This window comes from Variovorax boronicumulans, from assembly GCF_030812215.1.
Lineage (GTDB): Bacteria > Pseudomonadota > Gammaproteobacteria > Burkholderiales > Burkholderiaceae_C > Variovorax > Variovorax boronicumulans_C.
In genome coordinates this window covers 178,921-190,185 of the sequence record NZ_JAUSSG010000013.1, presented here as the reverse complement: position 1 = coordinate 190,185, position 11,265 = coordinate 178,921, and the positions used below count along the sequence as shown (strand labels likewise).

The 11,265-nt window shown below is 63.5% G+C and carries 13 protein-coding genes; 10 read left to right on the top strand and 3 right to left on the bottom strand.

What is annotated here, in order from left to right:
- From J2W23_RS28755 to J2W23_RS28745, 3 genes are all read left to right on the top strand, one after another.
- The coding region (locus J2W23_RS28755; protein WP_307651172.1) for a YadA family autotransporter adhesin at positions 1–845 on the top strand (845 nt) is incomplete at its 5' end.
- Positions 846–917: 72 nt separating this feature from the next.
- A complete protein-coding gene (locus J2W23_RS28750; protein ID WP_307651171.1) occupies positions 918–1,457 on the top strand; it encodes a hypothetical protein in 540 nt (179 codons plus the stop codon).
- 23 nt (positions 1,458–1,480) lie between these two features.
- Positions 1,481–1,606, top strand: coding sequence for a hypothetical protein (locus J2W23_RS28745; protein WP_307651170.1), 126 nt, complete (start codon positions 1,481–1,483; stop codon positions 1,604–1,606).
- Between the two features lie 93 nt (positions 1,607–1,699).
- Here J2W23_RS28745 and J2W23_RS28740 read toward each other — a convergent pair whose 3' ends face one another.
- Positions 1,700–3,196: a Crp/Fnr family transcriptional regulator gene (locus J2W23_RS28740; protein WP_176661723.1), complete on the bottom strand. Its 1,497-nt coding sequence runs from the start codon at positions 3,194–3,196 to the stop codon at positions 1,700–1,702.
- Positions 3,197–3,243: 47 nt separating this feature from the next.
- Here J2W23_RS28740 and J2W23_RS28735 point away from each other — a divergent pair, with 47 nt between their 5' ends.
- The 7 genes from J2W23_RS28735 to J2W23_RS28705 all read left to right on the top strand — a co-directional run bounded on the left by J2W23_RS28735 (position 3,244) and on the right by J2W23_RS28705 (position 9,199).
- Positions 3,244–4,338, top strand: a complete 1,095-nt coding sequence (locus tag J2W23_RS28735) for a Crp/Fnr family transcriptional regulator (RefSeq protein ID WP_307651169.1) — start codon at positions 3,244–3,246, stop codon at positions 4,336–4,338.
- Complete coding sequence (locus J2W23_RS28730; RefSeq protein ID WP_307651168.1) at positions 4,335–5,063, top strand: Crp/Fnr family transcriptional regulator; 729 nt, start codon at positions 4,335–4,337, stop codon at positions 5,061–5,063. The genes J2W23_RS28735 and J2W23_RS28730 overlap by 4 nt, the downstream gene beginning before the upstream one ends.
- Positions 5,064–5,314: 251 nt before the next feature.
- Entirely contained in the window at positions 5,315–5,959 is a 645-nt protein-coding gene (locus J2W23_RS28725) for a hypothetical protein (RefSeq protein WP_176661726.1), read from the top strand.
- Between the two features lie 139 nt (positions 5,960–6,098).
- Entirely contained in the window at positions 6,099–7,061 is a 963-nt protein-coding gene (locus tag J2W23_RS28720; RefSeq protein WP_176661727.1) for a LysR substrate-binding domain-containing protein, read from the top strand.
- Positions 7,062–7,197: 136 nt separating this feature from the next.
- A complete protein-coding gene (locus J2W23_RS28715) occupies positions 7,198–7,779 on the top strand; it encodes a Dps family protein (protein WP_307651167.1) in 582 nt (193 codons plus the stop codon).
- An 80-nt stretch (positions 7,780–7,859) separates the two neighbouring features.
- Positions 7,860–8,720, top strand: a complete 861-nt coding sequence (ubiA, locus tag J2W23_RS28710; protein ID WP_307651174.1) for a 4-hydroxybenzoate octaprenyltransferase — start codon at positions 7,860–7,862, stop codon at positions 8,718–8,720.
- An 11-nt stretch (positions 8,721–8,731) separates the two neighbouring features.
- Positions 8,732–9,199, top strand: coding sequence for a MaoC/PaaZ C-terminal domain-containing protein (locus J2W23_RS28705; RefSeq protein ID WP_307651166.1), 468 nt, complete (start codon positions 8,732–8,734; stop codon positions 9,197–9,199).
- A 6-nt stretch (positions 9,200–9,205) separates the two neighbouring features.
- Here J2W23_RS28705 and proC read toward each other — a convergent pair whose 3' ends face one another.
- Both proC and J2W23_RS28695 read right to left on the bottom strand, forming a co-directional pair.
- A complete protein-coding gene (proC, locus tag J2W23_RS28700) occupies positions 9,206–10,063 on the bottom strand; it encodes a pyrroline-5-carboxylate reductase (protein ID WP_307651165.1) in 858 nt (285 codons plus the stop codon).
- Entirely contained in the window at positions 10,060–11,229 is a 1,170-nt protein-coding gene (locus tag J2W23_RS28695; protein WP_307651164.1) for an esterase-like activity of phytase family protein, read from the bottom strand. Before J2W23_RS28695 ends, proC begins: the two co-directional genes overlap by 4 nt.
- Positions 11,230–11,265: the final 36 nt, after the last annotated feature.

Genomic DNA, 11,265 nt, shown 5'->3' with positions numbered 1-11,265 from the left:
AATCGGTGGCCAGCGGCGACAACTCCTTTGCTGCCGGCAACGGTGCAAAGGCCACAGCCAACGGAGCTGTGGCGGTGGGCTTTGGCGCACAGGCTACCGGGGAAAATGGCATCGCCATCGGCACCGGTTCGCAGGCCACTACCAGCGGTACAGCCATTGGCTTCGGCGCGGTGGTCACGCAAAGCGGTGGCGTGGCGTTGGGTTCGGGCTCGGTGGCTTCCCGAGGCGCAGGCGTGGCCGGCTACATCCCCGGCAGTGCGAATGCGCAGCAGGAAGCGGCCATCAAGGCCACGACCAGCACGCGGGCCGGGGTGTCCGTAGGCGATGCAGCCAGCGGGCAGTTCCGCCAGATCACAGGTGTGGCGGCAGGCTCGGCCGACAGCGATGCGACCAACGTCGCGCAGCTGAAGGCCGCATCGAGTGCAGCCAAGGCCAGCAGCGCGCAGTACGAGACCAACCCGGACGGGTCGATCAACTACAGCCAGATCACGCTGGGTGGCGGCCAGGCGCCGGGCGGCACGCGCATCAGCAATGTGGCACCGGGCATCCTGCCGAACGACGCCGTCAACGTCGAGCAGCTGAACCAGGTGCGAGGCCAGGTCGGCAATGTCGCGCGCATCGCGTACTCAGGGATTGCCATGGCTACGGCAATGAGCAGCCTGCCGCAGGCGATGACGCCGGGCAAGAGTCTGGTCTCGATCGGTACAGGCACCTACTCGGGCTACGCTGCGATCGCCTTTGGCTATTCGGCGCGCTCCGAAGACGGGAAGTGGATCTACAAGGTCAATGGCGCTCACGCGGGCCAGCGCTTCAATCTTGGCGTGGGGGTCGGCTATGAGTGGTAACCCGCTTCTCGATCGACGGAAGGCAGTAGCGGCGCCTCAGCGATATTTCCTTTACGGCCAAAACGAATTTTGATGTTTGATTTTTCGCCCGATCCGCGCTTCCTGGTGCGCGTCCCCAGAAAAAGATGGATGCGTCTTTTCCCTTGGCTGCGCCTCTACTACTGCACTCAGAGAAAAACAACAAGGCTCTGTTTCCGGGCCCGAGTCGATGCTGCATGCGCGGAGCATATGGAGCAGCAGCTTGGTACGGCTCGACGGGGCGCATCTCAAGCTTGCGCGCAGCCATTGCCGAAAGCATCCTCGGAAAACAAGGAGATTTCGATGCCGAGCGAGAAGAGCATCTCTGACGAATCCGTCCATCTACATACTGATGGTCGACAAATCGCCGTGCCTCCAGTGCTGTCGAAGCAACGCCATGCGACGCGGAGAATTCGGGCATCCATGCAATACGGAAGGCTTCAGGGTTCTGGCGAAAAGCCATATGCAAGCGCGTTGCCAAGTGCCGGAGCCCGTGTTCATCTTGTCGTGCGCTTGGAAGTGAAAAACCTCTCTGGCCGAATCGCAAAAAAAGGTGTTGATGGAAAGCGACAAGAGCATCAGATTTATTTCTGAAATAGCAAGCCGTTGATCGAAGAATGCGTAGCGGCTACGGCTACGGCTACGGCTACGGCTACGGCTACGGCTACGGCTACGGCTACGGCTACGGCTACGGCTACGGCTACGGCTACGGCTACGGCTACGGCGCCGATGCCTGCGCCTAGGCTGCAGACATCAGCACCATGGCTCGCCGTACACAGGCGTCTCCATTCAAATCCTCCTACCGCACCGCTTTGGACGGAAGGAAGAAGAGAGCCTTAAATTTCGCGGGATCGATTGGCGTTACGCCCCAGCGCCTCATCATCCAACACCGTCACGCCGTTGTACCCCAGCGCGACGGCACCAGAGGCCGCCAATGCCTTGAGCTCTTTGTTCACCGCTTGTCGGTTTGCTTGCAGAAGCAACGCGAGGCTTGCCTGCGATATCTTCAGAAGCGTAGCGCCCTCGCGCTCGGCCCGTACGCCGTGCAGTTTCGCAAGTCGCTGAATGGTGGATGCCAGGCGCTCGCGCAACGAGCCTGTGACCTGCCGGTAGACCGTCTGGGTGTACGACTCCTGCAGGCGCTCGGACATCAGCAAAGCTTCTTTCCAAAGCATGGGTTCGCTGTCGAGCGTCTCCAGAATCAGGGTCATCGGCATATGGATTGTCATGACTTCGGTTTCGGCGATGCAGTCGTAGCTTCCGTAGTCGCGGTGTAGATTGAGCGAATTCGTCGGTTTGATGTGCGAGAAGTCACCAGGCCCAAAAAGTATCAAGACGAAGCGTTCGCCCTCGGGCGATACACGGCCGATCGATGCGTGGCCCGAGACGACAAGGAGGTACTCCTCAACTCCTCCCAGAGAAGTCCAAACGACGGATCCCTTTGGATGTCGTTCCAGGCGCGAGGAGCCCAGAAGCCGTGCCATTGCTGCGGCAGACCAAGGCAAAAACGCCTGCTTGCCACGCAGCGTTTTTTCCATGATGGCGATGTCTTTGGCGGAGTTCTCGCGAGTTCCCACGGCGTGGGGCGCTGCGCGAGCTGCCTGCTGCACCGCAGGAGGGCGGGCGATCTTTCGCAATGCAATGGGATCAAGAACCACGATGGCGTTGTACTTCACCTCGATCACGCCGGAAACACTCAACCCCGCCAGTTCTTTGCTCACGGATTGACGGCTGACCTGCAGGATGGCCGCCAGATCGCGTTGAGTCACCCGCAGATGAATCGAATGGCTCTCGCTGCTGCGGGTGCCCTGGGATTCAGCCAGCTTTTCGAGCGTTTCAGCCAGTCGTCGTGAAAGTCGTCCGGCCATCTGGCTGCTTGCCAGGTCACCCAGTTTCAGGGCTTGCGAGATGAGCATATAGCCCATGTCTTTCCATCGCGTGGCATCGCTGTCGAGCAGTTCGAAGAGCAGATTTCCGTCGATGTGAATGGCAACGACGTCGTCGCTCGCGATGTATTCGAAGAGGCGCTCTTCGAGCGCGAGCATATGGGGGAGGCCGAGTAACAACCCGGTACCCAGGAGCGTCCAAGGCGCTCCGGCGTCAAGGTCTCTGACAGAGGGTTCGACGTATAGAACGCTTCCGCTCACAAGCACAAGCATTTCGGGCGCACGGTCCTTGTCGGACAACGAGTCTCCCCGCGCGTGCCATTGCAATCTGGAGATTGCCAGGAGGCGGCTCATGCTCAGCGAAGACCACGCGGCAAAGGCCGGCATGTCACGCAAGGTGCGCTCCATCAGTTCCTTGTCGCTCAGGCGTGGTTCAGTCCTGGCCATTGGCTTTCTCTGAAATTGCGTAGAACAAGCTGCATCGTGTTCCTGTTGTGGCGGGTGGTCAAAAGAAGAATTCATCTCGCAGCATCTTCTTTGAAAAAGATCTGCAACTCATCATGCATTCGTGGCGGATCGATCTTTTTTTAAAGATTCGTCATATTGGTGGGTTCCGACGTGGATCTACTGCGTTCCGGCTGATGTGGATGCGGCTAATGTCGCTCGGCATGCTGCATGCATTGAGTCGTCATGCAGCCAACATCCGGACGGGTGCTGGTGTCTTTGTGCAAGCATTGGCCATGCTCCAATGCGGGCGCAGCGCCGGCACCAGAACACGAAGAGAGCCGCCGCTCGGGAAAGCAGGTCAAGCGAATGGTTGCCCGCAACAGGAGAGCCATGTGGCAGATACCCAGCTTCGTACAAGCCATAAAGAATTGATGAGCCGCACATTGCAGGAAATGCCCTGTTTTGCGCAGTGGTCGCCCCTTGCCTTGAATCAACTCATGGCCTCTTCCAGACTCTGCTGGCATGAGCGCGGGAGCACGCTGTCGGCCGATGCCGAGGTCGACAAACCTGAAATCTTCGTGATCGTGTCCGGGCACGTTCTGCATGTCGAGGCGCCACGCGACAACGCCCGGATGAACTGGGCGCTGCGAGGGCCGCGCCACATCCTCGGTTTCTCCTACATGCTCGATCTTGGCAGCCGCCGCCTCGAATACGTCGCGAACGACGAGGTGGTTGCCATTCATATTTCTGGCCATCTGCTTTTCGCGTTTCTTGACGAGGACCCGGTGCGATGGAAAGACATGAGCCGCATGCTCCTGCAGCAGGAGCGGATGCAGATCGACCTGGTGGCTGGCCAGACCGCGGGCTCATTTGCGCAGAGGCTCGCCACCACCGTCGAGCAACTCGCTGCGCTTTATGGCATTCAGGTGAAGGACAGCAGCGCCGTGCATCTTCGCCTGACCCAGCAGACCCTTGCGGATATCTTGCAGGTCAGCCGGCAATCCGTGAATGCACAGATGTCGACTTGGGTCGCCCTGGGTGTCGTCGAGGCGCAGTACAACGGCATCCTGATACTGGACCCGCCGGCGCTGAGGAAAATTTCCGGACCGACGGCGCTGCTGAAAGACGGAATCTGCGTATGAGCGGAGCTCGCCAATCCATCGCGGAGCTGGTGTTCATGGAGGTTGCACTGCGAGAGAAATCTGCGTTCTCGTCCTGGCCACCTGCGGCGATGAACAAGCTGCTTTCGCATTCCTACGTGGGGCGTCATCCGCGGGGTCATGTTTTCTCGTCCGAACTGCAGGGCCCGGGCGAAACCTTTCTGCTCATCTCGGGCGAGGTGATGGCCGCCTGTGTTTTCCGGCAACGCGAGCGATTCGTCCTGATGCTGTTGGGGCCCGGCGTGATGATGGGCATCACCCAGGCATTCGGTAGCGCCGAGCGTGCAGCCTATGACTTCAGTGCGCACAGAGAGGTGGTGGCGATTCATATGCCGACCCTCCTGCTCCTCGAGATACTCGATGCGGACCCGTTTCTCTGGAAGGAGATGATGCTGATGATCGTGCGCCAGCAAGCCGGTCACGTCGGCATGCTGCGCAGCCAGATCGAAGGCGCCTTGCGGCGACGCGTGGCCTCCACGATCGAGCGCCTGGCAGCGCTCTACGGCAATCGCATTGCCGAGGGCGGTGGCGTTCGTCTGCAGTTGTCGCAGTCGAATCTCGCGGAGATCCTGCAGGCCAATCGGCAAGCGATCCACAAGGAACTCAAGGCACTTGCGAACGCCGGCGTCATTGGCCTCGAATACAACGCCTTGACGGTACTCGACCAGGATGCGTTGAAGCGCATGGTGGACCGAGCCACGGCGTGATGTGACGCCGCGTTGCATCGTCGTCATCCACCAGGCCGGCCAGCACGATGGCCGTGACGGTGAGGCCGCTGGAGCGCGCCTCGAGCACCCAAGGAAGTCCGGTTCGTGATTCACATATGGATGCGCGGTCAGCCTACGCATTGCCCTCCAGGCGGGAGCGGCGGCTTCGCTGACAAGCCTGCGTCCGGGTACGTCAGTCCACCAACTTCATAATCCGGGCCTCCCAGAAAACCCAACAAGTCGGAACGACCGTGAGTGCTGCAGATTTTCTCTTGTCCCCCGCCGTGCAACAGCTCATGCGGGTCGTCTATGCAGACCCCGATCGCCCGTTCTCGGCGAGCGAGCTGGCCCAACGCACGAAGCAGGATTCGGATGTGGTCGAACAGACGTTGCAGCATCTCGTCACAAGCGGGATCCTCGCGAAGCAAAAGGTGCCGGCAGGTGAACCCGAAACCGTCAAGGTGGATCGCTCGTTCGTCTTCTACCGCGAACTGCGCAGCATCGCGCTGAAGTCGTTCGCTGCAGCGGAACCGATCCGCTCCATGCTGCGCGCCAGGTTCAAGGACTCGATCGTGCGCGCCTTCATCCTGGGAGAGGACGATGACAGCGTCATCGAGGTCCTGATCGTGCATGGCGCAGTGGTGCCCGACCAGGCGGCGATGACGGCGGCCTGCCAGAAGCTGTCCAAGACCCTCCATCGGCATTTGCAGGTGCACGTGATTTCGATGGCAAGGCTCAACAACCTGACAGGTCGGGACGCACTCGCAGCAAAACTGGCCGCCGCTTCGACGTTCGAGATCATTGCGCCAAAGGACTCCAAGGCGCAGTTGCCTGTCGAGCGACTCGGCCTGCTGCAAAGCGCGAGAAAGAAACTGGCCGCGCTGTCTCGTTCCTAGTGTGCTGTCCCGCATGGGGGGCGGGATCTACGCCGATAGAGCCGGTTGCGACAGCAGCGAGCGCGAGACGCTCGGCCTTGGTGTTCGTATCCCCTGACAACGCCGGGTCACGAAGGCTTGCGCATAATTGACGCAAGCTATGACTCTCACAGAACTCAAATACATCGTCGCAGTAGCCCGCGAACGGCACTTCGGCAAGGCGGCCGAGGCCTGCTACGTCTCCCAACCGACCCTCTCGGTGGCCATCAAGAAGCTCGAGGACGAACTCGAGGTCAAGCTCTTCGAGCGCAGCGCCGGCGAAGTGACCGTCACGCCGCTCGGCGAGCAGATCGTGCAGCAGGCGCAAAGCGTGCTCGATCAGGCCGCCAGCATCAAGGAAATCGCCAAGCGCGGCAAAGACCCGCTGGCCGGCCCGCTGAACCTGGGCGTGATCTACACCATCGGCCCGTACCTCCTGCCCGACCTGGTGCGCCAGGTGATCGCGCGCACGCCGCAGATGCCGCTGGTGCTGCAGGAGAACTTCACCGTCAAGCTGCTGGAGATGCTGCGCGCTGGCGAGATCGACTGCGCGATCATGGCCGAGCCCTTTCCCGATACGGGCCTGGCGATGGCGCCGCTGTACGACGAGCCTTTCATGGCTGCGCTGCCGGTCAATCACAAGTTCGCCGGACGCGAATCGATTACCTCTGAAGAGCTGCAGAGCGAAACCATGCTCCTGCTGGGCACCGGCCACTGCTTTCGCGACCACGTGCTCGAGGTGTGCCCCGAGTTCGCCCGCTTCTCCAGCAATGCCGAAGGCATCCGCAAGAGCTTCGAGGGCTCGTCGCTCGAGACCATCAAGCACATGGTGGCCTCGGGCATGGGCGTGACGCTGGTGCCGCGCCTTTCGGTGCCGGCCGAGGCGCTCAAGCCCAAGGGCAAGGGCCGCAAGGACTCCGAGATGGTGCGCTATCTGCCGGTGCGTGACGCGCAGGACCGCGATCCGCCCACGCGCCGCGTCGTGCTCGCATGGCGGCGCACTTTCACGCGCTACGAGGCCATTGCCGCGTTGCGCAATGCGATCTATGCCTGCGAGCTGCCGGGCGTCAAGCGCCTGTCATAGAGATATTCGCGAACTTGGCCTACGTGCCGGGCGTTTTGAATCGTTGATCGCTGGGATAGAGTGACGCTGTTGCGAAGCCGCGCGCCGGCTTCGAGAATCGACCCGTTCCTCTCAACTTGAAGAAAGACCACTCGCCATGGCCAAAGCTCCAAAGAAAACCAAGCCAGCGTCGACACCTTCCTCGGGCAAGGTGCCCAAGAAGGGCGGCGCCATCGTCGCGCAGGAGTCCGGCAGCCGCAACGCGCCGATCATCAACATCGGCATCGAGCGCCAGGACCGCGCGGCCATCGCCGAAGGCCTGAGCCGCGTGCTGGCTGACACCTACACGCTGTACCTCACGACCCACAACTTCCACTGGAACGTGACCGGCCCGCACTTCAACTCGCTGCACGCGATGTTCATGGGCCAGTACACCGAACTGTGGGGCGCGACCGATGTGCTCGCCGAACGCATCCGTGCCCTCGGCCACTACGCGCCGGGCTCGTACGCCGAGTTCAGCAAGATATCCACCGTGCCCGACGTGCCGCAGAACCCACCCAAGGCGATGGAGATGGTGCGCATCCTGGTCAAGGGCCACGAAACCGTGTCGCGCATCGCGCGTGAATTCATCCCCGTGGCGGAAGAGGCCGGCGACGATCCGACGGCCGACATGCTGACCGCGCGCTGCACGGTGCACGATCAAACCGCCTGGATGCTGCGTTCGCTGTTGGAAGACTGAGTTCGCAGGCATCCCGGAATCCGGGAAGCGAAACCGAGAGCGGCACAATGGCCGCTCTTTTTTCGTCCGCCTTTTTCCGCATGCTCGCACGCCGTCTCGCGCTCTACCTCGACCTGATTCGCTGGAACCGCCCCGCGGGCTGGCTGTTGCTGCTCTGGCCCACGCTGGGCGCGCTCTGGTTCGCGGCCGGCGGTTGGCCGGGCTGGCAACTGGTCGTGGTGTTCACGCTCGGCACCTTCCTCATGCGCAGCGCGGGCTGCTGCGTCAACGACGTGGCCGACCGCGACTTCGACCGCCATGTGAAGCGCACCGCCCAGCGACCTGTGACCAGCGGCGCGATCTCGGTCAAGGAGGCGCTCGCACTTGGCGCTGTGTTGGCGCTGATGGCCTTCGGGCTGGTGCTCACCACGAACCGGGTGACGGTGCTGTGGTCTTTCGCGGCGCTGGCCATCACGCTGATCTATCCCTTCGCCAAGCGCTTTGTGTCGATCCCGCAGGCGGTGCTGGGCATTGCCTTCAGCTTCGGCATTCCGATGGCCTTTGCGGCAGTGCAGTCGACCGTGCCCGTGTTCGCCGCATGGCTGCTGGCCGGCAACCTGTTCTGGGTGCTGGCCTACGACACCGAGTACGCAATGGTCGATCGCGACGACGACCTCAAGATCGGCATGAAGACCTCGGCCATCACCTTCGGGCGCTTCGACGTGGCGGCGGTGATGCTGAGCTACGCGATCTTCCTGGCGGTGTGGGCGTGGGCCGGTGCCAGCCGGTCGCTGGGCATGTTGTTCTTCGCAGGGATCGCCATCGCGGCGGGGCAGGCGCTCTGGCACTGGCGGTTGATTCGCGATCGCACGCGCGACGGCTGCTTCAAGGCGTTCAGGCTGAATCACTGGCTGGGGTTCACGGTGTTTGTTGGTGTCGTCGCCGGCTACGCCATCCGTTGAAGGAGCCACGCATGCTCGACCGCCTGACGCAGAAGATCGGCCAGGAGGGCCTGTCCGAGTGGCACGTCATCACGCAGGAGATGGTCGGCCGGTACGCAGTGCTCTCGGGCGATGGCGAAGGCGAGTGGATCCACCTCGATCCGGAGCGCGCGGCCCGCGAGGCGAACTACGGCGGAACGATCGTGCCGGGCTTCTTCCAGGTCTCGCACCTGATCCGACTGACCGGCGAGGCCATGCGCACGCTGCTGCCGTTCGATTCGAACCACGCGCTGAACTATGGCTTCGACCGCCTGCGCTTCGTCAGGCCGATGCCTGTGGGTGCGCGCTTTCGGGCACGGGTGCGCATCCTCGGTGCTACGCCCAAGGGGGATGACGGTTTCCTGCTGAAGGAAGAGGTGCTGCTCGAACTCGAGGACGGCACCGTCACGCTGGCGGCCGAGTGGTTGTTCTTTCTCGGGCCCCGCGCACTGGCGGCCTGATCGGGCTCAGCCGCGCCCGAATTCCTCGCCCAGTTCGGCCGCCCGCTTCTGCGCGGCCCGGATGGCGGTCTTGAACTGGGCCTTGACGTCCGCGCCTTCCAGCGAGGTGATCGCCGCGTAGGTCGTGCCGCCTTTGGAGGTCACGCGCTCGCGCAGCACCGAGGGCGGCTCGGTCGCGCTGTGCGCCAGCGCCGAGGCGCCGGTGAAGGTGCCGATGGCCAGGCGCTGGGCCTGGTCGGGCGTGAGGCCCATCTCGACGCCGGCCTCGGTCATCGCCTCGATGAAATAGAACACGTAGGCCGGGCCCGAGCCGGACATGGCGGTGACCGCATCGAGCGCCGGCTCGGCATCGACCCAGAGCAGCTCGCCCGTGGGCGTCAGCAACTGGCCGACGAGTGCGCGATCGGCGCCGGTGACGTCCGGCCGCGCGAACAGGCCGGTCATGCCCTGGCCGACCAGCGCGGGCGTGTTGGGCATGGCGCGCACCACGCGTTCCGTGCCCAACCAGCGGGCGATGCTGTCCGACGGAATGCCCGCGGCCACGCTCAGGTGGAGCGCGTCCGCGGCAAAGGTGCGCACTGGTTTGGCGGCTTCGGCGAAGGTCTGCGGCTTGACTGCCCACACCACGACGGCGCAACGCGAAAGCGCCTCGCCGGCCTCGGCCTGCGCCGTGATGCCGAAGGACTGCGCGAGCTTCGTGCGGGCCGCCTCGAAGGGCTCGACCACCTCGAACGCGTCGGCCGGGGTGCCTTGCTGGATCAGTCCGCCGATGATGGCGCTGGCCATGTTGCCGCCGCCGATGAAGGCGACGGGCGGCAGCGGCGCGGGGGCGGTGCGGGGCAGGAAGGTCACGGCGATGGTCATGGTCGGTCGATGTATTCGAAGGCGGCGAACTGGGTCACTTGCAGCGGATTGAAATTGTCGTCGCTCACGACCACCAGCAGGCGGTTGCCGTTGGCCAGCGGCGGTCCCCAGCACATGCCCTCGGTGTTGTCCAGGCGGGAGAGGCCGAGCGCGGCGAAGTCGGCCACCAGGGTCTTGGGGGCGGGCCGGTGGTTGCCTGGCGCGAGCGCGTCGACCTGAAGCACGTCGCTGGCGGCGCGGGTGTCTATTTCATAGAGGCGCAGCGAGTTGCCGGCCCCGGTGGCATAGGCGCGTTCGAGGACCAGCATGCGATGCGCATCGAGCATCAATATTTCGCTCACACCGTTGTCGGCATAACTGCCGGGGATGAGAGGGCGCAGGGGGATGGCGTCGGGAATGTAGGCGATCTGGCGGGTGGCCTGGCCGGTTTCCAGGTCGACCTGGGTGAAGCGGCACGGGCCGCCGGGCGCGCGGGTGGTGGGGATGGGGCCATCCTGGATCAGGGCGTTTTCCATCGACAGCCAAGCGAAACGGCCGTCTGGCGTGAGGCCGATGCCCTCGAACGTCAGGTTGTCGCGCGGGCCGTGGCGCTGGGCCGGATCGGGCGTGAACATGGCGGGCAAGGCGAACTCGCGCAAAAAGCGGCCGTCACGCGTCGATTCATACAGTGCGGGGCCGAAACATCGAGCGATGTCGCCTTCGCTGGTCCAGAGCAAGGTGCCGGTGGACGGGCGCAGGCGGATGGCTTCGGGGTCGGGAACCGGGAGTCCCTCGACCGCGTGGCGGCGGTCGGGCCAGGGGCCACCGCCGGGGCGTTGCAGTTGAACAACGCCCGTCGGCTCTGGCTGAGCGGCTTGCGGCTGGGGCCAGCGGGCGGTGTAGTAACGAGCGGGTGCCAGGTCTGACCGGTCATCGCTGATGAGCAGGTACTCACCTCGCGAGGCGTCGTAGTCGATGCCGGAGAGGCCGCCCGCTGTGGTCCCTTCTATATGTAGCCGGTGCGCCCAGCGCGCCTCGGCGACGCGCCGCAGTCGGCCGGTGTCCGGGATCGGCGTTGCGCTCCCGCAGCCCGCGAGGCCCAACGCCAGCGCGGCAGCTGCGCCTCCCAGAAGGCTGCGGCGAGTGGAAGACGGAGGCGAAAGATGGGTTCTGACAGTGGCGCGCACGCCCCGGAGTCTAGTGCCAGCGCGCAGTGATGTAAT

Excerpts from the sequence above, each read along its gene's own strand:
- J2W23_RS28715 (WP_307651167.1), top strand. The coding sequence starts at position 7,198 with ATGGCCAAAGCTCCAAAGAAAACCAAGCCAGCGTCGACACCTTCCTCG.
- J2W23_RS28745 (WP_307651170.1), top strand. The coding sequence starts at position 1,481 with ATGCGTAGCGGCTACGGCTACGGCTACGGCTACGGCTACGGCTACGGC.
- J2W23_RS28705 (WP_307651166.1), top strand. The coding sequence starts at position 8,732 with ATGCTCGACCGCCTGACGCAGAAGATCGGCCAGGAGGGCCTGTCCGAG.
- J2W23_RS28740 (WP_176661723.1), bottom strand. The coding sequence starts at position 3,196 with ATGGCCAGGACTGAACCACGCCTGAGCGACAAGGAACTGATGGAGCGC.
- J2W23_RS28750 (WP_307651171.1), top strand. The coding sequence starts at position 918 with ATGTTTGATTTTTCGCCCGATCCGCGCTTCCTGGTGCGCGTCCCCAGA.
- ubiA (WP_307651174.1), top strand. The coding sequence starts at position 7,860 with ATGCTCGCACGCCGTCTCGCGCTCTACCTCGACCTGATTCGCTGGAAC.
- proC (WP_307651165.1), bottom strand. The coding sequence starts at position 10,063 with ATGACCATCGCCGTGACCTTCCTGCCCCGCACCGCCCCCGCGCCGCTG.
- J2W23_RS28730 (WP_307651168.1), top strand. The coding sequence starts at position 4,335 with ATGAGCGGAGCTCGCCAATCCATCGCGGAGCTGGTGTTCATGGAGGTT.
- J2W23_RS28720 (WP_176661727.1), top strand. The coding sequence starts at position 6,099 with ATGACTCTCACAGAACTCAAATACATCGTCGCAGTAGCCCGCGAACGG.